Genomic DNA, 21,404 nt, shown 5'->3' with positions numbered 1-21,404 from the left:
GCTTCGGAGAGGCGCGCGGCCTGATTCGGCATGGGCCGCATACGCGGCCCGCTCGCGCCCCGTCAGATCTCGATCTTCGTGCCGAGCTCGACGACGCGGTTCGCCGGAATCGAGAAGAAGTCGGTCGGCTTCGCCGCGTTCTGATGCATCCACGCGAATACGCGCTCGCGCCAGATCGACATCCCGGGCAGATGCGTCGGCACGACCGTTTCGCGCGCGAGGAAGAACGACGTATCCATCAGCTCGAACGTCATGTCGTGCGCGCGGCCGAATTCCTCGAGTACGGCCTTCACGTCCGGCGTCTCGTTGAAACCGTACTCGGCCTTGACGATGTACAGCCCGCCGCCCGCATCGCGCGAACTCAGGCGCTTGTCGTCGCGCACGTAAGGAAAGTCGCGCGTGACGAACGTCAGGAAAATGGTTCGCTCGTGCAGCACCTTGTTGTGCTTGAGGTTGTGCAGCAGGCTGACGGGCACGAGCTTGTCGTTGCCGGTCAGGTAGATCGCGGTGCCCGACACGCGATGCGGCGGATGCGCGAGCAGCCCCTGCAGGAACGGCTCGAGCGGAATGCCGTCGGCGGCCGTGCGCTCCTTGACGATGTGGCGCCCCTTGTACCAGGTCATCAGCAGGAAGAACAGCAGCCCGCCGATGCCGAGCGGCAGCCAGCCGCCCTGCGCGACCTTCAGCAGGTTCGCGCCGAAAAAGCCGAGGTCGATCGCGAGGAACACCGCGATGATCGCGCCGACCAGTATCCGGTTCCAGTTCCACACCTTCACCATCACGACGCATGCGAGCACCGTCGTGATCACCATCGTCGCCGTCACCGCGATGCCGTACGCGGCCGCGAGGTTCTCGGAGCTCTTGAAGCCGACCACGATGCAGAGGATCACGAACAGCAGCAGCCAGTTCACGACCGGCACGTAGATCTGGCCGATCGCGAGTTCCGACGTATGCAGCACCTTCATGCGCGGCACGTAGCCGAGCTGGATCGCCTGCGACGTCAGCGAATAGGCACCCGAGATCACGGCCTGCGACGCGATCACGGTCGCAACCGTCGACAGCACGACGAGCGGCAGCAGCCCCCATTCGGGCGCGAGCAGGAAGAACGGGTTCTCGATCGCCTTCGGGTTCTGGATCAGCAGCGCGCCCTGGCCGAAGTAGTTCAGCACGAGCGACGGCATCACGAGCCCGTATGCAGCGAGGCGAATCGGCTTCGCGCCGAAGTGCCCCATGTCCGCGTAGAGCGCTTCCGCGCCGGTCAGCACCAGCACGACCGAGCCGAGCACGACGTAGGCCTGCAGCAGATGGTCGGCCATGAACGACGCTGCGTAGTACGGATTGATTGCCGCGATGATGCCCGGCACGCGCATGATGTGGTACACGCCGAGCGCGGCGATCACGACGAACCACAGCACCATGATCGGACCGAACAGCTTGCCGACCAACGCGGTGCCGTGACGCTGGATCCAGAACAGCGCGATCAGGATCACGATCGTGATCGGCAGCACGAGGTGCGACAGGTGCGGCGTCGCGATCTCGAGACCTTCGACGGCCGACATCACCGAGATCGCCGGCGTGATCACCGCGTCCCCGTAGAACATGCATGCGCCGAATATCCCGAGCGCCATCAGCGCACCCGCGACGCGGGTTTTCGAGTCGAGCGGCCGCAGCGACAGCGCCATCAGCGCGAGCACGCCGCCTTCGCCGTTGTTGTCCGCCCGCATCACGAACAGCAGGTACTTGACGCCGACCACCAGGACGATCGCCCAGAACAGCAGCGAAATCACGCCGAGAATCGAGCTTTCGGTCAACGGAATGCCGTGCGCGGGGCTGAACGCCTCCTTGAGCGAATACAGCGGGCTGGTGCCGATGTCGCCGAACACGACGCCGATGGCTGCTATCGCTAGCGCCCGCATCGAATGTTGCTGCGTCGAATGCGGCGCGTGTGCTGCGTCGGTCGCGTGGATCGTGTCGTTCATATGAAGCGTAATAATCGGGTCCGGGTCGGACAAAACGAGCGCTATTCTACTCGCGCCCCCGTGAAACGCCGCCCTGCTCTGTTGCCGTGAAACCACGTGATCCACGCTGCGCATGCAATCCGGCGCGAGCTGTGGCAGGGCTGCCATCATAGCCGGGGCGGCGCCGTCTGCCTACCGGATACGCAGCGCACGCCGCGCCGCGCAAACGGTGCCGCAACGAAAAACGGCGCCGCAAGCGGCGCCGTACAAGGCTTTCGTTCGATCGGCCGGACGCTTACGCGCCCGAACCGTCGCGCTGCGCGCGACCGCGCTTGATCCACGCCTCGAGGTTGTGCGGACGAACCGTGTCCCACTCCTCGAACGGCTGATGAATCCACGGATTCGTCGGCAGGAACTGCGTGTGATAGTCGGGCTTGACCTTCGAGCACCCCTTGTACCAGAGCACGGCCGAACGCACGGCCGTCACGGACGGGTAGCGCTCCTTCAGGTGCTCCTGCACGCGCGCGAGCGTGACGCCCGAGTCGACGAGATCGTCGACCAGCAGCACGTTGCCCGCGAGATTGCCGCGCGTCATCGTGATGTATTGCGCGATGTCGAGCTCGCCCTGCTCGGTGCCGGCCGCTTCCCGGTACGAACTCGTCGCGAGGATCGCGAGCGGCACGTCGTAGATGCGCGACAGCTGGTCGCCGACGCGCAGGCCGCCGCGCGCGAGGCACAGGATCTGGTCGAACTTCCAGCCCGAGGCATGCACCTGGAGCGCGAGCAGCTCGATCAGACGGTGATACTCGTCCCAGCCTACCCACAGGTTCTTGTCGTCGTTGCGCGGATCGGTCATCAAGTCTGCCGCCGTCATCGTGATTTGCTGCGTCATCTGGAAATTACACCTTGAACGGATGGCGGAGCAGGATCGTTTCGTCGCGGTCCGGGCCCGTCGACACCATGTCGACCGGCACGCCAGCCACTTCCTGGACGCGGGCGAGGTAGGCCTGCGCGTTCGCCGGCAGCGCGTCCCACGTGTTGATCCCGACGGTGCTTTCCTTCCAGCCGGCGAACGTCTCGTACACCGGTTCGCAACGCGCGACATCGACCGCGCCGCGCGGCAGGATGTCCACGTCCTTGCCGTCGACGTGATAGCCGACGCACAGCTTGACTTCGTCGAGGCCGTCGAGCACGTCGAGCTTCGTCATGCACAGGCCCGACACGCCGTTGATCTGGATCGAGCGGCGCAGCGCAGCCGCATCGAGCCAGCCGGTGCGGCGCGGCCGGCCGGTGACCGAACCGAATTCCTTGCCGACGTTCGCCAGCGTGACGCCGATCTGGTCCTGACGCTGCGGGTTGTCCGCATCGTACAGTTCGCTCGGGAACGGGCCCGAGCCGACGCGCGTGCAATACGCCTTCGTGATGCCGAGGATGTAGTTGAGCTTCTGCGGACCGACGCCCGCGCCGGCCGACGCCGCGCCTGCGACGCAGTTGCTCGACGTGACGAACGGATAGGTGCCGTGGTCGATGTCGAGCAGCGTGCCTTGCGCGCCTTCGAACAGCAGGTTCTGGCCCGCGTTGTTCGCGTCGTACAGGCGGCGCGACACGTCGGCCACCATCGGCTTCAGGCGGTCGGCATAGCCGAGCATCGTGTCGAGCGTGGCCTGGAAATCGACGGCCGCGCCGCCCAGATACTGGGTCAGCACGAAATTGTGGAAATCGAGATTTTCGCGCAGGCGATCGGCGAAGGTCTTCGCATCGAACAGGTCCTGCACGCGCAGCGCGCGGCGGCCGACCTTGTCTTCGTACGCGGGACCGATGCCGCGGCCGGTCGTACCGATCTTGCCCGCGCCCTTGCGCGCTTCGCGCGCCTGGTCGATCGCGATGTGGTACGGCAGGATCAGCGTCGCGGCTTCGGAGATGAACAGGCGGTCGCGCACGTTCACGCCGGCTTCTTCGAGCTCGCCGATTTCCTTGAACAGTGCTTCGGGGGACAGGACGACGCCGTTGCCGATGTAGCAGGCGACGCCTTCACGCATGATGCCCGACGGAATGAGGCGCAAGATCGTTTTCTTGCCGCCGATGATGAGGGTGTGGCCGGCGTTGTGACCGCCCTGGAAACGCACGACGCCCTGAGCGTGGTCCGTCAGCCAGTCGACGATCTTGCCCTTGCCTTCATCACCCCATTGCGTTCCCACGACGACGACATTGCGCCCGGGAGTCACGTTCACTGCGCTGGCAGACATGTTGATTCGTTAGCTGGTTAAAAACGTATTCTACCTATGTTCGCGGGCGATTCCGAATTTTTCCGTTTCACTTCAACGATATGCACGCCGAAGCACGGGCCCGCGAACACCTGTTTATCGGGGTTCGACCACCCATGCGCCGTTGCGCTCGACGAGCGAACGATCGCACGCGAACTCGTCGAGCACGTGGTCGTGCCCCGGCAGCGCCTGGATCACGACCTCGCCCGCATCGCGCAGCGCCGCGACGGCCGCGCCCAGCGCATCGTCCTGCGCCCACGGCGCGAGGATCGCGGTGCCGCGCGCCTCGACCGGCGAAATCCGCGCGAGCTCGCGCAGGTCGAGCGAGAAGCCGGTCGCCGGACGAGCCCGGCCATAGGCCTGCCCCACGTGGTCGTAACGGCCGCCGCGCGCGATCGCGTTCGGCACGCCGTCGATGTATGCGCTGAACATCGCGCCGCTGTGATACGCATAGCCGCGCAGATCGGCGAGATCGATCGCGACCTCGACGCCCTTCGCCTGCGACGCAAGCTGCGCGAGATCGTCGAGCGCCCGCGTGATTTCGGGCAGCACCGGCAGGCGCGTGCGCGCCTCGGCGAGCACGCTCGCGTCGCCGTAGAGGCTCGGCAGCGCGCGCAGCGCGGCACGCGTATCGGCGCCGAGATCGTCGGTGAGTTCGTTCAGCAGCGGCACGTCCTTGCCCGACAGCGCGTCGTACAGCGACTCGCCACGCCCGGCGGCCTGCGCGTCGCGCGCCAGCAGCGCCGCGAGCACGCCCGCGTGACCGAGGTCGAGACGGATGCGCGACAGGCCCGCGAGATGCAGCGCGTCGAGCATCAGTTGCTGAATCTCGAGATCGGCTTCGAGCCCGGCGTGGCCGTAGATTTCGGCGCCGATCTGGATCTGCTCGCGCGTCGCGTGCAGGCCGCGCGGACGCGTATGCATCACGTGGCCCGCGTAGCAGAGGCGCGTCACGCCCTGACGGTTCAACAGGTGCGCGTCGATCCGCGCGACCTGCGGCGTGATGTCCGCGCGCAGGCCGAGCGTGCGGCCCGACAGCTGGTCGACCAGCTTGAAGGTACGCAGGCGCAGATCGGCGCCGCCGCTCGTCAGCAGCGACTCGAGATACTCGAGCAACGGCGGCATCACCATTTCGTAGCCGTACGAACGGAAGCGGTCGAGCAGCCTGCGGCGCAGCTCCTCGATCTTGCGCGCTTCCGACGGCAGTACGTCGGCGATATTCTCGGGAAGTAACCAGGTCGACATCGGTACGGTCCTACGACGGGAAACGGCGCGCGACACGCGCGCCGCGAGTTGAATCGGAACTTCGAAATCGGGCGGAACGAACGGCGGATGCGCCGTCCGGATCGGGGCGCCGGTCAGGTCGCGAGCAGCAGCAGCACGAGCCCGAGCACCATCACGATCAGCCCGCCGATCCGGATATGATGCGGCGGCCGCTCGGCTATTCTACGAAACGTGTCGCGCCAGGCGACGGGAAACACGAAGGGGAACGCCCCCTCGATGATCAGCATCAGCGCTACTGCGAGCAACAACGAGCCAGCCAGGTCCATGCGAGCGACGGCGCCGCTCGACGCGGCGCCCCAAGGTCAATGTTTGCGGGGAGCAGGCGCCGCCGGTGCGGCACCGCCCGTCGGGCTGCGCATGAAGCGGAAGAACTCGCTGTCGGGATCGACGACGATGATGTCGTTGCGCTTGAACGTATTCCGGTAGGCCTGCAGGCTCGCGTAGAACTGATAGAACTGCGGATCGCGACCGAATGCATCGGCGGCGATCGTCGCGGCCTTCGCGTCGCCCTCGCCCTTGATCGTCTGCGCGGACTTGTACGCGTTCGCGAGCACGGCCTGCTGCTCGCGTTCGGCGTCGGCCCTGATCTGCTCGACGTCGGCCGCGCCTTGCGCACGCACCTGGGCCGCCTGATCGCGCAATGCGCCGATCATTCGTTGATAGACGGCGTCCGTCTGCGCGGCCGGCAGGTCGACACGCGTGAGCTGGACGTCGACCACATCGACGCCGAAACCGGCCGCTTTCGCCTTCGCCGCATCGCGAGCCGCATCGGCGATCGCGCGCTGGCCGCCGAGGGCATCGTCGAGCGAGTGCTTGCCGAATGCATCGCCGAGCGCGCTCTTCAGCGTGCCGGACAGCCGCTCGGTCGCCGCCGCCGGGTCGCCGCCCGTCGCGGTGAAATATTTCATCGGATCGCTGATCCGATACTTCACCGCATACGCGACGAGCAGGTCGTGCTTGTCTTCGGTTGCCAGCTGCAGCGGATCGGACGACTCGAGCGATTGCAGGCGCGTGTCGATCAGCGTGGCCGTCTGCAGAGGCGGCGGCAGCTTGAAATGGAGGCCGGGGCCCGCGAGTTCCGGCTGCGTGCCGTCGCGGCCCGACAGCACGGCCGTATGGCGCGGATCGACGGTGAGGACCGTCGACGACGCCGCGAAGGCAACGATCACGATTGCGACGACGAGCGCAATGATTCGGTTCATGTTCTGCGCTCCCCGTTACTTCGTATCGTCTTCACGCGACCGGCTGCGAAACGCGTCGCGCGATCGCAGCACGTCGACGCCCGACGCGGTGGCGGCCGGTGCGGCGCTCGCCGGCGCGGCTGCGGCTGCCGACGGCGCCGTGGCCGCCGGTGCCGACGCCGCATCGGCGGCGGACGCGCCGGTCGAGGTCGCGGCGTTTTGCCGCCCCTGCTCGACGAGCTTGTCGAGCGGCAGGTATACGACGCTGTTGCCGCCCTTGTTGCCGACGAACACCTTCGTCGCGTTCGAATAGATTTCCTGCATCGTCTCGAGGTACATCCGCTCGCGAATGACCGCGGGCGCCTTCGAGTACTGCGCGTAGACCTGCTTGAAGCGGTCCGCGTCGCCTTCGGCTTCCGTGACCACGCGATCGGCATACGCCTTCGCTTCGTCGACGAGCTTCGCCGCATCGCCCTGCGCCTTCGGCAGCAGGTCGCTCGCATACGCCTGCGCGGCGCGCTTCGCGGCCTCGCGCTCGTCGCGCGCCTTCGCGACTTCGGCGTAGGCGGCCTGGGTCTGGTCGGGCGCCGCGACGCTCTGCATCGTGACGGCCGTCACCTCGAGCCCCGACTGGTAGCGGTCGAGATCGCGCTGGATCGCGCTGGAAAGCTGCTCGCGCAGCGCATCGCGGTCCTGGTTCAGCATGTCGGCCGCGCTGCGCGTGCCGACGATCGCGCGCACCGCGGCCTGAGCGGCCTGCGACACGCTGCGCTCGGGATCGACGCTGCGGAACAGATAATCGGTGGCGGAACGGATCCGGTACTGGACGATGAAACGCACGTCGACGATGTCGGCATCGCGCGTCAGCATCGCGGCCTCCTTGACGTTCGCGAGGCGCACGACGTTGTTGCGGCCGATCTCGATCGAGCGGACCTGCGACGTGTCGACGATCTCGTGAGACGCGAACGGATACGGCGCGCGCCAGTGCACGCCCTGGCCGACCGTGCCCGACACCTTGCCGAGCTGCAGCACGACACCCGTCTGGCCTTCCTGCACGACGAACAGCCCGCTGCCCGCATAAACCGCGACCAGCACGCCGATCACGATGCCGACGCCGACCCGTGCGGCCCGGCCGTTGTCGGGACGGAAGCCGTTGCCGCCCTTGCCGCCGAACAGGCCGCTCAAGCGACGGTTGAAGTTACGCCACATCTCGTCGAGATCGGGCGGACCGTCGCCGTCGCCGCCTTGCGGGCGTTTCGATTCGTTCGCGCGGGGGCGGGATCCGTCCTTGCCATTGCCTTCGCCGCGTCCCCAGCGGGGATCGTTGATCGACAGCAAGGCGCGCATCCGCCGCCAGGTACTCCGCTCGTTGTATTCGTTCACCAGAATTTGTTCACCAGATTGGACGCCGGCGAACCGGCCGGGACCGGTTAGCGCCCGTGTTCGGAAATCGTGTGGTCTTCGTGCGGTTCAGCGGACGTGCCATCGAGCGCGTCGGGCAACGTCGCGCTGGAAAGGTGTTCCGCGGAGGCGATTTCGGCGATGGCGGCGCGCAACGTATCAAGACCCTGACCGGTGCGCGCGCTCAAAAAGACGCGCGAAATATTACCATACTCGTCCCGCTCGACCGCGTCGCCGCGGGCCGCCAGCTCGGGCACCGCGTCGATCTTGTTGAACACCAGCACCTGCCGGATCGTGTCCGCGCCGATCTCGTGCAGCACGCCGTTGACCTGCTCGATCTGCTCGAGCCTGACCGCGCTCGACGCATCGACCACATGCAGCAGCAGATCCGCATGGATCGTTTCCTCGAGAGTCGCGCGGAACGCCGCGACGAGCTGGTGAGGCAGCTCGCGGATGAACCCGACCGTATCGGACACGACGATCTGCCCGACCTCGTCGCCGAGATACACGCGCCGCGACGTCGTATCGAGCGTCGCGAACAGCTGGTCGGCCGCGTATGCCTGCGCTTTCGTCAGTGCATTGAACAGCGTCGACTTGCCCGCGTTCGTATAGCCGACGAGCGACACCGACATCGTGCCGCTGCGCGCGCGCTGCCGGCGCTGCGTGCTGTGCTGGCGGCGCAGCCGATCGAGCCGCGACTTCAGCATCTTGATGCGTTCGCCGATCAGCCGGCGGTCGGTTTCGAGCTGGGTTTCGCCGGGGCCGCGCAGGCCGATACCGCCCTTTTGCCGCTCGAGGTGGGTCCACGCGCGAATGAGCCGGGTCGACAGGTACTGAAGCTGCGCGAGTTCGACCTGCAGCTTGCCTTCGTGGCTGCGGGCGCGCTGCGCGAAGATGTCGAGGATCAGGCTCGTGCGATCGATCACGCGCCTGTTAAGCGCTTGCTCCAGATTGCGTTGCTGGGCGGGCGCCAGGGCGTGGTTGAAGATGACGATTTCGACGTTGTGCGCGTCGCAGGCAAGCCGCAGTTCTTCGGCTTTGCCGCTGCCGATGAACATCTTGGCATCGGGACTTGAGCGACGACCCGTGAGGGTGACGGCGGGACGGGCCCCCGCGCTGGAGGCGAGAAGACTGAGTTCTTCGAGACTGGCTTCGAAATCGGTCTTGCCGAAATCGATGCCGACGAGCGCTGCGTTGATCAAATTATCGGGTGTCAAGATAAGGCGGCTGGCATCGGTCGCTCGCGGCGACCGGATGCCGGCCGCTGCAATAGGTTAGGACGAAGCTTCCGCGTCCGGGTGGAAATTCACCGGGCGCGCCGGCACGACCGTCGAGATGGCGTGCTTGTAAACCATCTGGGTCACCGTATTACGGAGCAACACGACGTACTGGTCGAACGATTCAATGTTCCCTTGAAGCTTGATGCCGTTGACGAGGTAGATCGAAACGGGAACGTGCTCTTTGCGCAGTGCGTTCAAAAACGGGTCTTGTAACAATTGCCCTTTGTTGCTCATGGCGTACTCCATCTTTTTTTGCAGGTTGATCTGAATTGGCGGCGAAGAAAAAGAGATCCGGCGCCAATCGCTACACTATAGCCGATTTTGCCTGCCCCGCCCGGGCCCAGGCCATGCGGCCTGGCCGTTGCGGGGCATGCTTCAGCCCTTGTCCGCGTACGGGTTGTTCGACGAACGGAACTCTATGCGCAATGGAGTCCCGGTCAGCGAGAAAGTTTCGCGGAACCGGTTTTCGAGGTAGCGCTTGTAGGTTTCCGTCACCGCGTCGAGCGCGTTGCCGTGGATCACGATGATCGGCGGATTCTGGCCGCCCTGGTGCGCGTAGCGCAGCTTCGGACGCACCGGGCCGCGACGGCGCGGCTGCTGGAACTCGACGGCCTCGATCAGCGCGCGCGTGAGCTTCGGCGTCGGCAGCTTCGTCATCGCCGCCGCGTACGCGTCGTCGACCGAACGCATCAGCGCGCCGATACCCGTCTTCTTCGCGGCCGAAATGAAGTGCGATTTCGCGAAGTCGAGGAATTTCAGCTTGCGGGTCAAATCCGCTTTCGCGCGGTCGCGCGCGTGGTCGTCGAGGCCGTCCCACTTGTTGACGCCGATCACGAGCGCGCGGCCCTGCTCGACGACGAAGCCGGCGATGTGCGCGTCCTGGTCGGAAATGTCCTGCTGCGCATCCAGCAGAAGAATGACGACGTTCGCGTCGGAGATCGATTGCAGCGTCTTCACGACCGAGAACTTCTCGATCGCCTCGAACACCTTGCCGCGACGTCGCAGGCCGGCCGTGTCGATCAGCGTGTATTTCTTGCCGTTACGCGCGAAGTCGACGTAGATCGAATCGCGCGTCGTACCCGGCATGTCGAACGCGATCACGCGGTCTTCGCCGATCAGCGCGTTGACGAGCGTCGACTTGCCGACGTTCGGACGGCCGACGATCGCGATCTTGATGCCGCGCGACGGATCGTCCACGTCCGCTTCCTCGGGCTGGCCCGCGTACGCGACCTCGAGCGCCTCGTTGATCATGTCGGTCACGCCGTCGCCGTGCGCGGCCGAGATCGCGCGCGGATCGCCGAGCCCAAGCTCGTAGAAGTCCGTCGCGACCGCCGTGTACTTCATCCCCTCGGCCTTGTTGACGACCAGGAAGATCGGCCGGCCGGTCTTGCGCAGGTAGTCGGCGATCGACTTGTCCTGCGGCGCGAGCCCGTTACGGCCGTCGACGATGAACACGACGACGTCGGCTTCCTCGACGGCCTGCCGCGTCTGGCGCGCCATTTCGTGCAGGATGCCGTCCTTCGCGACGGGCTCGAAGCCGCCGGTATCGACGACCAGATACGGCCGTTCGCCGACGCGCCCTTCGCCGTAATGGCGATCGCGCGTGAGGCCCGGCAAATCGGCGACCAGCGCATCGCGCGAGCGCGTGAGCCGGTTGAACAGCGTGGATTTCCCCACATTGGGGCGCCCAACGAGGGCAATGACCGGTTTCATCTGAGTTTTCTACGGTGAAGCGCAGCAGCGGGAGGCCCGCTGCTGCGGGCGGCTGCGCTGAATGAAAATATCACGAATTCGCGCCGCGCCGAATGCGCGCGCCGGGCGCGCGTTGCGCGCCGTCGTCTTTCGTCTCGAACTGCCTTTCAAATACCGAGCGGCCGGGAACACCGGCCGCCTTCAAGTCGCGTGGCCGCGGCGCGCGGGACCCGCCCGCCGCGCCACGGCCACGCTGGTTTCCTGCGCGTCAGCGCGGGCGGAACCCGTACAGGCCGCCGTCCTTCGTCTGCACGACGAGTGTATTGCCCGCGAGGACCGGCGCCGCCGTAATCGCGCTGCCGTCGGTCTTCATCCGCGCGATGAAGCTGCCGTCCTCGCGCGACAGGAAGTGCACGAAGCCCTTGTAATCGCCCATCACGACCGCATGCCCGAGCAGGTACGGCACGCCGACGTCGCGGCTCTTCAGCTTGTCGTTGCGCCAGAGCTGGTTGCCCGTGGCCGCGTCGTACGCGGTGACGACCGACCAGTCGTCGCCGCCGGCGACCACCGAATCGTCCTGCGCGAGGCCGCTGCGGCTCGAGAACGGCTTTTCCCACAGCGGACGGCCCGAGTTCGCATCGAAGCAGCCGAGCTGACCCTGGAACGTCACCGCGCAGGCTTCCGCACCCACGAGCGTCGGCGGGCCGCTGACGTCGTTGATGCGCTCGACCTCGGTCACGCCCTTCGGGAACGACACCGGGGTCTGCCAGAACGGCTCGCCCGTCTGCAGGTTGATCGCGACGAGCCCGCCGCCCGGGAAGCCCGCCAGCACGGCCGCGTCGCCCGCGAACGTCATGCCGGCCGACACGCGCAGGTTCAGCGGCACCGCGCGGTTGCGGTAGTTCCACTTCTGCTCGCCCGTCTGCGCGTTGAACGCGATCACCTGGCCGTCGATCGTGCGGACGACCACGAGGCCGTTACCGACGAGCGGCGGCGAGAAGATCTCGCCCTGCACGCTGGTCTTCCACAGCTGCTTGCCGTCCGGGCCCAGCACGAACACGCCGCCCTTCAACGCACCGACCGCGGTCAGGTTGCCGTCGCTGCCGACACCGGCCGACAGGTCCGAACCGACCTTCGAGCGCCAGAGCGTCTGGCCGGTCTTCGCGTCGATCTTCTCGACCGAACCGTTTTCGCCCGCCGCATAGACGGCGTCGCCCACGGCCACCGGCGAGAACAGGTAGCGTCCGGCCTTGCCGACGCTCGCCTTCCAGACCTGTTGCACGTCCATGACGGGCTTGAACTCGGTGAGCGGCGTCGGCACGCGGCGCGCGTCCTTCGACGACGAGCAAGCCGCCAGAGCGAGGACAGCCGCCGCGCAGGCAACGGGCACAGCGTAACGTTTCAGCAAATTCATCGGTTAGCGAAGCAGAGTTAAGAGGTTGAGGGGACCGGGATTCAGCCGCCGAGCGCGTCCAGCTTGAACTGCACGAGCTGGCGCGCAGACTGGTCGTCCTTCGACAGGCCGTCGAGCGCGAGCTTGTAAGCCGCACGCGCATCGTCGGTCTTGCCTTGCGCGGCCAGCAGATCGCCGCGGCGATCGGCCACGAGGCCCTTGAATGCATCGACCGGCGTACCCGACAGCAGCGCGAGGCCCGCATCGTACGCCTTCTCGTCGAGCAGCAGCGACGCGAGGCGCAGCTTCGCGATCTGCTTGTACTCGTCGTCCTTGGCGTGATCGACGGCCCATTGCAGCTGCGCCTTCGCGCCTGCCGCGTCGCCGGCCGCATACAGCGTCTTCGCGGCCGCAAGCGCCGTCATCTGCGCATACGGCGTGCTGCCGAACTTGTCTTCCATGTCGGCAGCCGCGCGGGCCATCGTGGCCTTGTCGTTCGCGGCGGCAGCCTTCTGGACCTGCTCGTACAGCCCGGACGCCTCGGCAGCCTGACGGCGCTGCCAGTAGTTCCAGCCGTTGAAACCGGCCGCGACGACGAGCGCCGCGAGCACGATCCACGTGGTGAGGTTGCCCCAGCGGGCCCACCACGCCTTGAGACTTTCAATCGATTCTTGTTCGTCGTGATAACTCATCGGCGAGCGATTCCTTCCTGTTCAGGCTTTTCTTGTCGAGCGAATGCGAGCGCGATCAGTCGTCGCCGTCTTCGGCGGATGCAACCATCGCATTGATTAGGAATTCGGTCAAGCTTTCGACCGGTACGGTCTGCTGAACGTTCTTTTCCCCTTCCGCACCCGCGCCGCGCAACGCTTTCACGCCCACCGTGCCGTTCGCGACCTCTTCTTCGCCGAAGATCACCGCGAACGCGGCGCCGCTTGCATCGGCCCGCTTCATCTGCGACTTGAAGCTCGCCGGCGCGCCGTCCGCGCTGCAGTGGAAGATCACGTCGAGGCCCGTGTCGCGCAGGCGCTCGGCCGCGATGAACGCCTGTTCGCGCGCGGTTTCGCCCTGATGCACCACGTACACGTCGACGCCTTCCTGCTCGGGCGCCAGATCTTCTTCCTTCAGCAGCTCGAGGATGCGCTCGATGCCCATCGCCCAGCCACACGCGGCGGTCGGCTTGCCGCCGAGCTGCTCGATCAGCGGATCGTAGCGGCCGCCGGCCGCGACCGTGCCCTGCGCGCCGAGCTTGTCGGTCACCCATTCGAACACGGTCAGGTTGTAGTAATCGAGGCCACGCACGAGACGCGGGTTGATCTTGAACGGAATGTTGTTCGCGAGCAGCAGGCGCTGCAGCCCGTCGAAGTGCGCGCGCGATTCGTCGCCCAGGAAGTCGATCAGCTTCGGCGCGTTCTGCGCGATTTCCTGCAGCGCGGGATTCTTCGTGTCGAGCACGCGCAGCGGGTTCGTATACAGGCGGCGCTTTGCGTCCTCGTCGAGCACGTCGGCAAACTGCTCGAGGTACTTGATCAGCTCGACGCGGTGCGCGGCGCGCTCCTCGGCGAGGCCGAGCGAGTTGATCTCGAGCTTGATGCCGGTCAGGCCGAGGTCGTCCCACAGGCGCTGGCACATCATGATGATCTCGGCATCCGCATCGGGACCCGCGAAGCCGAGCGCCTCGACGCCGACCTGGTGGAACTGGCGATAGCGGCCGCGTTGCGGACGCTCGTGACGGAACATCGGGCCGATGTACCACAGGCGCTTCGGGCCGTCGTACAGCATGTTGTGCTCGATCGACGCGCGCACGACGGCCGCGGTGTTTTCCGGGCGCATCGTCAGGTTCTCGCCGTTCAGCGCGTCGGTGAAGCTGTACATCTCCTTCTCGACGATGTCGGTGACTTCGCCGATGCCGCGCGTGAAGAGCTGCGTATGTTCGACGATCGGCGTGCGGATGTTCTGGTAGCCGTACGCGCGCAGCAGCGATTTCACGGTAGCTTCGAAGAATTCCCACAGGCCGGCATCCTGCGGAAGGATGTCGTTCATGCCTTTGACGCCGGTGAGCTTCTCGATCTTGCGTTTCTGTTCGGTCATCGTTCGTGTGTATGGACGAATTAGTTCAGGGCCTCGGTGCGGCCGTAATTGCGTGCGACGTAGTCGCTGACGATCTGCTGGAATTCCTCGGCGATCCGCTCGCCGCGCAGCGTCTTGACCTTCTCGCCGTCGATGAAGACGGGCGCGGCCGGGTTCTCGCCCGAACCCGGCAGGCTGATGCCGATGTTCGCGTGCTTCGATTCGCCCGGGCCGTTGACGATGCAGCCCATCACCGCGACGTTCATCTTCTCGACGCCCGGATATTCCTTGCGCCACGCCGGCATCTGCTCACGCAGGTAGGTCTGGATCTGCATCGCGAGTTCCTGGAACAGCGTGCTCGTCGTGCGGCCGCAGCCCGGGCACGCGATCACCATCGGCGCGAACGAGCGCAGGCCCATCGTCTGGAGGATTTCCTGGCCGACGATCACTTCGCCCGTGCGCGACGCGCCCGGTTCCGGCGTCAGCGAGATGCGGATCGTGTCGCCGATCCCTTCCTGCAGCAGCACGCCGAGCGCCGCCGTCGACGCGACGATTCCCTTCGAGCCCATGCCTGCCTCGGTCAGCCCGAGGTGCAGCGCGAAGCCGCAGCGGCGGCCGAGTTCGCGGTACACGGCGATCAGGTCCTGCACGCCGCTGACCTTGCACGACAGCACGATGCGGTCGCGGCCCAGGCCAAGCTCCACCGCGCGTTCGGCCGAGCCGATCGCCGACTGGATCAGCGCCTCGTACATCACGCTTTGCGCGTCCCAAGGCTGCGCGCGCGCGCCGTTCTCGTCCATCATGCGTGCGAGCAGATCCTGGTCGAGGCTGCCCCAGTTCACGCCGATCCGCACCGGCTTGTCGTACTTCGCCGCGGCTTCGATCATCTGCGCAAACTGCGTGTCGCGCTTCGCGCCCTGACCGACGTTGCCGGGGTTGATCCGGTACTTCGACAGCGACTCCGCGCAGCCCGGGTAGTCGCGCAGCAGCAGGTGGCCGTTGTAGTGGAAATCGCCGACGAGCGGCACGCTCACGCCCATCCGGTCGAGCTGCTCGCGAATCGCCGGCACCGCGGCCGCGGCTTCGGGCGTGTTGACCGTGATGCGCACCAGTTCGGAGCCCGCGTTCGCGAGTTCCTTGATCTGGATCGCCGTGCCGATCGCATCGGCCGTGTCGGTATTCGTCATCGACTGCACGCGCACCGGTGCGTCGCCGCCGATCGTCACGAGTTGCCCGCCCCAGCGGACATCCACCGCATGCGATACACGGCGCGGCTGATGCCCGCCGAACACCGGCTCGGTTGAACAAATCTGACTGCTGCGTGGGGATTGAGCTTCGGATTGCATCGATAGATCCATTTACGCGGAATGCGCCGCGACGCGACGCATGAATTGAAAAAGCGCCGTGCCCTCACGGCCTGCCGAGATCGACGGCAAGCCTTCGCCACGGCGCTTGACGTCAGGGCAACGTGAACCGCGCCACGTTACCCCGCGCTGCCGAATATTTTGCCGGATCGACAGGTTTTCCGTCGAACGCAACCGCGTCGAGGCCGGCCTTGTTGCCGATCGTGACCTTGAACGGCCCCTCACCTGCAACCTGCTTCGTTTCGCCGGCCCGCACCAGCGCCGAGAACAGCTCCTTGCCGTTCTTGTCGCGCACGCTGAACCAGCAATCCTGCTTGACCTTCAATTCGATCATCGACTGGCCTGCCGCCACCACGACGCTCGCCGGCTGGGCCGGCGCGGCCGTGCTCGCCGCCGCCGTTGCCGCCACGGGCTGCGATGCCGCGGCCGTCGCGACCGGGGCCGCGGGCGCCGGAACAGCCGACGCAATCGCCTGCGCCGGAGCAGCCGATGCGGTAGCCGGCGCCGGAACCTCATTCGTCACCGCCGTCGACGCGTCATTCGTGGCCGCTTCTTCGGCAGACGACGATGCCGCCGCCGCGCTCGCGGCCGACGCATGCTCGGCGTCGCCGCCCTTGAAGCGCGCGAGCAGGCTCGCCGAATCGCCGCCAGTGTGCCACATCAGTACGGCGACCACCGCGACGACGACGATCCCCGTTCCCCACAGCCACGGATGGTGGCGCGACGAGCTGCCCAACGGAATCGACACGCGGCCGCGCGGCAGATCCGTGCCCGACGACGCAGGCATCGACAGGTCGACTTCCGGCACCCCGCGCTCGCGGCGCAGCGCCTGCGCAAACGGTTCCGGATCGACGCCGAGCATCTTCGCGTAGCTGCGCACGACCCCGAGCGCGAACGTCACGCCGGGCAAATGGCTGATGTCGCCGGCCTCGAGCGCCCGGAGCTTTTGCGGTGCGACCTTGAGTCGCGCCGACACGTCGTCGACCGACCAGCCCTTCGTCTCCCGAAGCTGCGCCAGCCGGCTGCCGACCGCCGCCAGCGATTCCAGCCCCGCCGGTGCCGGCTTCGCGGCATTCGTCTCTGCGCCGTTAGACGGCTGCGGCTCACTCATCCTTGTCCTCGCGTCGATTCTTCTTCACTGGCGGCTGCCGCCGGCTTCCGCCGGCCGGCACCCGCAACGGTTCATACCATGCGCGGCGCCGAGGCGCCGCGACCGATCGCTATTCGCGTGTTGCACCGCCAAAGGGTTCGGGCACCCCGGCCAGGTGCCCCCGTCAAACTGCCCGAACTTCGATGATTTTTCCTGCTGCGCCCGTTCGTTCCGCCAGGCGCGTACGATCCTTCACCGCGCCGGCCAGTTGCCCGCACGCGGCGTCGATGTCGTCGCCGCGCGTCTTGCGCACGGTCGTGACGACACCCGCGTCGATGAGGACCTGCGCGAAGCGCTTGATCTGTTCCGGCTTCGAGCGGATGAGGCCCGATTCCGGAAACGGATTGAACGGGATCAGGTTGAACTTGCACGGCACGTCGCGCGTGACGGCCAGCAGTTCGCGCGCATGCGCTTCGGTGTCGTTGACGCCGTCGAGCATGCAGTATTCGAACGTGATGAAGTCGCGCGGCGCGACTTTCAGATAACGCTGGCACGCAGCCATCAGCTCGCGAAGCGGATACTTCTTGTTGAGCGGCACCAGCTCGTCGCGCAGCGCATCGTTCGGCGCATGCAGCGAAACGGCCAGCGCGACCGGCAACTCGGCGCCGAGGCGGTCCATCATCGGCACCACGCCGGACGTCGACAGCGTGACGCGACGGCGCGACAGGCCGTACGCGTTGTCGTCGAGCATCAACCGCATCGCGGGCACGACCGCGCTGTAATTCAGGAGCGGCTCGCCCATGCCCATCATCACCACGTTGGTGACGACCCGTTCGGCCTTGCCGTTCGGGCCGGGCGCGCGGCCCAGCGACGCTCGCAATGCAAATTCGGCCATCCGGAGCTGGCCGATGATTTCGGCTGTCGACAGGTTGCGGGAGAAGCCCTGCTTGCCCGTCGAACAGAAGCGGCAGTTCACCGCGCACCCGGCCTGCGACGACACGCACAGCGTGCCGCGCGTCTCTTCCGGGATGAACACGGTTTCGACCGCATTGCCGTTTCCGACGTCGATCAGCCACTTGCGCGTGCCGTCGGCGGAAACATGATCGCTGGCGATGTCCGGCATCACGATCGATGCGCGGCCCTTGAGCTTCTCCCTCAGGGACTTCGCGAGATCGGTCATGCCGTCGAAATCGCCGGCGTTGTACTGGTGGATCCAGCGCTGCAACTGCTTGGCGCGGAACGGCTTCTCGCCCAGGCTGCCGCAGTACGCGACAAGACCCTCGGCGTCGAAGTCGAGAAGATTGACGGAAGTTTCGCTCGTCATGATGTGCTGCCTTGCCGCGTGCGCTGAATCCTGCCTACTTGCTGTCAGCCAGGGCTTAACGCGAGTAAACGTTCATTTCCGGAAAGAAGAACGCGATTTCGACCGCTGCCGTTTCCGCAGCGTCCGAGCCGTGCACGGCGTTCGCGTCGATGCTGTCGGCGAAGTCGGCGCGGATCGTGCCCTTTTCCGCCTTCTTCGGATCCGTCGCGCCCATCAGGTCGCGGTTCTTCAGGATCGCGCCTTCACCTTCCAGAACCTGGATCATCACCGGGCCCGAGATCATGAAATCGACGAGATCCTTGAAGAACGGACGCGCTGCGTGAACCGCATAGAACTTCTCTGCGTCGGCGCGCGACAGGTGTGCCATGCGCGATGCGATGATCTTCAGGCCGGCGCCTTCGAAACGGCTGTAGATCTGGCCGATCACGTTCTTTGCCACCGCATCCGGCTTGATGATCGACAGGGTGCGCTCGATTGCCATAAAAACTCCAAAAAATTAAGAAGTTACAGGTTCAAATGAATCCGCTATTGTAGCACGATCCCGTGTATCATTGCGATTGAACCCTTACACGAATGAAAGGTTCAGAATCCATATGTTTTGTGCCGCCGAGCCATTGAAACCTCGCGGCACGGAACGTATCTTAGCCATAGCTGCCCCGGTTTGCTGCGCCGCACATCGCGCGCGCCGAACCGGCCCCGGACGCTCACGCGTTCAATGTTAGGAGAAACCATGAACGACTATCCGTACAATTTCGGCCGCGGCGGTTCCGTCAGCACCGCCGAGGTTCGCAACCGCGTGCTGCGGAACACGTACTGGCTGCTCGCGCTGTCGATGGTGCCGACCGTGCTGGGCGCCTGGGTCGGCGTCGCGACGGGCTTCTCGCTGTTCGCGGCCACGAGCCCGATGATGAGCCTGCTCGCGTTCTTCGCGATCGCGTTCGGCTTCATGTTCGCGATCGAGCGGACCAAAAACAGCGCGGCCGGCGTGTTCGTGCTGCTCGGTTTCACGTTCTTCATGGGCCTGATGCTGTCGCGGCTGCTGAGCTTCATCCTCGGCTTCTCGAACGGCCCGTCGCTGATCATGCTCGCGTTCGGCGGCACCGGCATCATCTTCGCCACGATGGCGACGATCGCCACCGTCAGCAAGCGCGACTTCTCCGGGCTCGGCAAGTGGCTGTTCATGGGCGTGATCGTGATCCTGCTCGCGTCGGTCGCGAACATCTTCCTGCAACTGCCGGCGCTGATGCTCACCGTGTCGGTGCTCGCGATCGCGATCTTCTCGGCCTACATGCTGTTCGACGTCCAGCGCGTCGTGAACGGCGGCGAGACGAACTACATCTCGGCCACGCTCGCGATCTACCTCGACCTGTACAACGTGTTCACGAACCTGCTCGCGCTGCTCGGCATCTTCGGCGGCAACCGCAACTGACGTTCGCTGCGCACCATGAAAAAACCGGCCCGCGGGCCGGTTTTTTTACGTCCGCCGCCCGGCTCAGTCGCGCTCGAACAGCGCGATCGATTCGACGTGCGACGTATTCGGGAACATGTTCACGACCCCGGCGCCCTTCAGCCGGTAACCGGCCTCGTGCACGAGCAGGCCCGCATCGCGCGCGAGCGTCGACGGGTTGCACGACACGTAGACGATGCGCTTCGGCAGCGGGCCTTCGCCGCTCTGCGCGATCTCGGCCAGCGCCTTCGACACGGCGAGCGCACCTTCGCGCGGCGGGTCGATCAGGAACTTGTCGAATGCGCCGAGTGCGCGGAGGTCGTCGCCCGTCACTTCGAACAGGTTCCGGCACGCGAACGTCGTGTGGCCGTCGACACCGTTCTCGCGTGCGTTCGCCAGCGCGCGCGTGGTCAGCGTGTCGCTGCCCTCGATGCCCATTACTTCGCGCGACAGCCGCGCGAGCGGCAGCGTGAAGTTGCCGATCCCGCAGAACAGGTCGAGCACGCGATCGTCGCGCGACGGCGCGAGCAGGCGCAGCGCCCGGCCCACCAGCACGCGGTTGATCTGGTGGTTGACCTGCGTGAAGTCGGTCGGCTTGAACGGCATGCGGATGCCGAATTCCGGCAGCGTGTAGTCGAGCGATACGTCGAGCGGATAGAACGGCGTCACCGTGTCGGGGCCCTTCGGCTGCAACCAGAACTGCACGTTGTGCTCGTCCGCGAACGCGCGCAGCAGCGCTTCGTCGTCCGCGTTGATCGGCTCCAGCACGCGCAGCACGAGCGCGGTGACGGCCGAGCCGACCGCGAGTTCGATCTGCGGCATCCGGTCGCGAATCGACAGCCCTTCGACGAGCCGGCGCAGCGGCACGAGCATGGCCGACACGTGCGGCGGCAGCACTTCGCAGCTCGTCATGTCGGCGACGTAGCTGCTCTTCTTCTCGTGGAACCCGACCAGCACGCCGCCCTTCTTCACCACGTTGCGCACGGTCAGGCGCGCACGGTAGCGATAGCCCCACGACGGACCGTGGATCGGCGCGAACATCGTTTCCGCACGCAGCTTCGCCAGATGCCACAAGTTGTCCTCGAGCACGCGCTGCTTGACCGCCACCTGCGCGCGCATGTCGAGATGCTGCATCGAGCAGCCGCCGCAGGTGCCGAAGAATTTGCACTTCGGCTGCGTGCGCATCACGCTCGGGCGCAGAATGTCGACTACCGTCGCCTGCTCGTAGCTCGGCTTGCGGCGATAGCTCGAATAAGTCACGCGCTCGCCCGGCAGCGCGCCTTCGACGAAGATCACCTTGCCCGGCTGACCGTCCTCGGTCATCGTGCGGCCGACACCGCGCGCTTCCATGTCGAGCGATTCGATCTCGAGAACCGGGGCGGGCCCGGGCGCGACGGGCGCGTTTTTCGATTTGCGCGCAGAAGTGGGGACGGCTTCGGACACCAGCTTTTCCTGACAAACGTTGAAGAAGGCGAGATTGTAGACGACGAAGGCGCCCGTCGCGCGCTTTGGATGACGCAGGCGCCGAACTTGCGCACGGACAGCCCTGTGGGGCGCCCGGGCGGCCCTGCAATGCGGCTTCGGGACGCGCCTGCGGCGAGCCGAGCCGAGCCGCAAAACGGCCCGGCAACGCCCGAGGCCCGACATTCCGCTCGACAG

19 protein-coding genes are annotated in these 21,404 nt (G+C 66.1%); 1 reads left to right on the top strand and 18 read right to left on the bottom strand.

Annotation, left to right across the window (positions count from 1 at the left end; all coding sequences use genetic code 11):
- Window positions 1-62 precede the first annotated feature (62 nt).
- The 17 genes from HWX09_RS17160 to ndk form a co-directional block, all read right to left on the bottom strand.
- Complete coding sequence (locus HWX09_RS17160) at window positions 63-1,979, bottom strand: potassium transporter Kup (protein ID WP_027784574.1); 1,917 nt, start codon at window positions 1,977-1,979, stop codon at window positions 63-65.
- A 274-nt stretch (window positions 1,980-2,253) separates the two neighbouring features.
- Entirely contained in the window at window positions 2,254-2,850 is a 597-nt protein-coding gene (locus HWX09_RS17155) for a phosphoribosyltransferase (RefSeq protein ID WP_006485899.1), read from the bottom strand.
- Window positions 2,851-2,857: 7 nt separating this feature from the next.
- Window positions 2,858-4,204 carry an adenylosuccinate synthase gene (locus HWX09_RS17150; RefSeq protein WP_027784575.1) on the bottom strand — a complete coding sequence of 449 codons (1,347 nt, stop codon included), beginning with the start codon at window positions 4,202-4,204 and terminating at the stop codon, window positions 2,858-2,860.
- Window positions 4,205-4,318: 114 nt separating this feature from the next.
- Window positions 4,319-5,467 (bottom strand): ATP phosphoribosyltransferase regulatory subunit, encoded by a 1,149-nt coding sequence (locus tag HWX09_RS17145; protein ID WP_027784576.1) that lies wholly within the window; start codon window positions 5,465-5,467, stop codon window positions 4,319-4,321.
- Window positions 5,468-5,580: 113 nt separating this feature from the next.
- Window positions 5,581-5,772, bottom strand: a complete 192-nt coding sequence (locus HWX09_RS17140) for a DUF2065 domain-containing protein (protein ID WP_006478685.1) — start codon at window positions 5,770-5,772, stop codon at window positions 5,581-5,583.
- A 36-nt stretch (window positions 5,773-5,808) separates the two neighbouring features.
- Window positions 5,809-6,708 carry a protease modulator HflC gene (gene hflC / locus HWX09_RS17135; RefSeq protein ID WP_027784577.1) on the bottom strand — a complete coding sequence of 300 codons (900 nt, stop codon included), beginning with the start codon at window positions 6,706-6,708 and terminating at the stop codon, window positions 5,809-5,811.
- A gap of 15 nt (window positions 6,709-6,723) precedes the next feature.
- Window positions 6,724-8,070, bottom strand: coding sequence for an FtsH protease activity modulator HflK (hflK, locus tag HWX09_RS17130; RefSeq protein WP_027784578.1), 1,347 nt, complete (start codon window positions 8,068-8,070; stop codon window positions 6,724-6,726).
- Window positions 8,071-8,117: 47 nt separating this feature from the next.
- Window positions 8,118-9,290 (bottom strand): GTPase HflX, encoded by a 1,173-nt coding sequence (gene hflX / locus HWX09_RS17125; RefSeq protein WP_027784579.1) that lies wholly within the window; start codon window positions 9,288-9,290, stop codon window positions 8,118-8,120.
- 72 nt (window positions 9,291-9,362) lie between these two features.
- Window positions 9,363-9,602, bottom strand: a complete 240-nt coding sequence (gene hfq, locus HWX09_RS17120) for an RNA chaperone Hfq (protein ID WP_006399927.1) — start codon at window positions 9,600-9,602, stop codon at window positions 9,363-9,365.
- Window positions 9,603-9,743: 141 nt separating this feature from the next.
- Window positions 9,744-11,081 (bottom strand): ribosome biogenesis GTPase Der, encoded by a 1,338-nt coding sequence (der, locus tag HWX09_RS17115; protein WP_027784580.1) that lies wholly within the window; start codon window positions 11,079-11,081, stop codon window positions 9,744-9,746.
- Window positions 11,082-11,328: 247 nt separating this feature from the next.
- Window positions 11,329-12,474, bottom strand: coding sequence for an outer membrane protein assembly factor BamB (bamB, locus tag HWX09_RS17110; protein WP_027784581.1), 1,146 nt, complete (start codon window positions 12,472-12,474; stop codon window positions 11,329-11,331).
- 41 nt (window positions 12,475-12,515) lie between these two features.
- Window positions 12,516-13,145, bottom strand: coding sequence for a tetratricopeptide repeat protein (locus HWX09_RS17105; protein ID WP_006478678.1), 630 nt, complete (start codon window positions 13,143-13,145; stop codon window positions 12,516-12,518).
- A 55-nt stretch (window positions 13,146-13,200) separates the two neighbouring features.
- On the bottom strand, window positions 13,201-14,541 hold the full coding sequence (gene hisS, locus HWX09_RS17100; RefSeq protein ID WP_027784582.1) for a histidine--tRNA ligase: 1,341 nt from the start codon (window positions 14,539-14,541) through the stop codon (window positions 13,201-13,203).
- A 20-nt stretch (window positions 14,542-14,561) separates the two neighbouring features.
- Complete coding sequence (ispG, locus tag HWX09_RS17095) at window positions 14,562-15,866, bottom strand: flavodoxin-dependent (E)-4-hydroxy-3-methylbut-2-enyl-diphosphate synthase (RefSeq protein ID WP_027784583.1); 1,305 nt, start codon at window positions 15,864-15,866, stop codon at window positions 14,562-14,564.
- Window positions 15,867-15,978: 112 nt separating this feature from the next.
- Entirely contained in the window at window positions 15,979-16,995 is a 1,017-nt protein-coding gene (locus HWX09_RS17090; protein ID WP_027784584.1) for a helix-turn-helix domain-containing protein, read from the bottom strand.
- Window positions 16,996-17,158: 163 nt separating this feature from the next.
- Window positions 17,159-18,298: a 23S rRNA (adenine(2503)-C(2))-methyltransferase RlmN gene (gene rlmN / locus HWX09_RS17085; RefSeq protein WP_027784585.1), complete on the bottom strand. Its 1,140-nt coding sequence runs from the start codon at window positions 18,296-18,298 to the stop codon at window positions 17,159-17,161.
- Window positions 18,299-18,353: 55 nt separating this feature from the next.
- Window positions 18,354-18,779 (bottom strand): nucleoside-diphosphate kinase, encoded by a 426-nt coding sequence (gene ndk / locus HWX09_RS17080; RefSeq protein WP_027784586.1) that lies wholly within the window; start codon window positions 18,777-18,779, stop codon window positions 18,354-18,356.
- A gap of 249 nt (window positions 18,780-19,028) precedes the next feature.
- Here ndk and HWX09_RS17075 point away from each other — a divergent pair, with 249 nt between their 5' ends.
- The gene (locus tag HWX09_RS17075) at window positions 19,029-19,727 is read left to right on the top strand and encodes a Bax inhibitor-1/YccA family protein (RefSeq protein WP_006484459.1); all 699 of its coding nucleotides are present in this window, start codon (window positions 19,029-19,031) and stop codon (window positions 19,725-19,727) included.
- Between the two features lie 63 nt (window positions 19,728-19,790).
- Here the strand turns inward: HWX09_RS17075 and rlmD are convergent, their stop codons facing one another.
- Window positions 19,791-21,188 (bottom strand): 23S rRNA (uracil(1939)-C(5))-methyltransferase RlmD, encoded by a 1,398-nt coding sequence (gene rlmD / locus HWX09_RS17070; RefSeq protein ID WP_027784587.1) that lies wholly within the window; start codon window positions 21,186-21,188, stop codon window positions 19,791-19,793.
- Between the last annotated feature and the right edge of the window lie 216 nt (window positions 21,189-21,404).

The organism is Burkholderia sp. BCC1208, assembly GCF_902833095.1.
Lineage (GTDB): Bacteria > Pseudomonadota > Gammaproteobacteria > Burkholderiales > Burkholderiaceae > Burkholderia.
The sequence above is the reverse complement of the archived record's forward strand: the minus strand, read 5'-3'. Positions and strand labels throughout refer to the sequence as shown.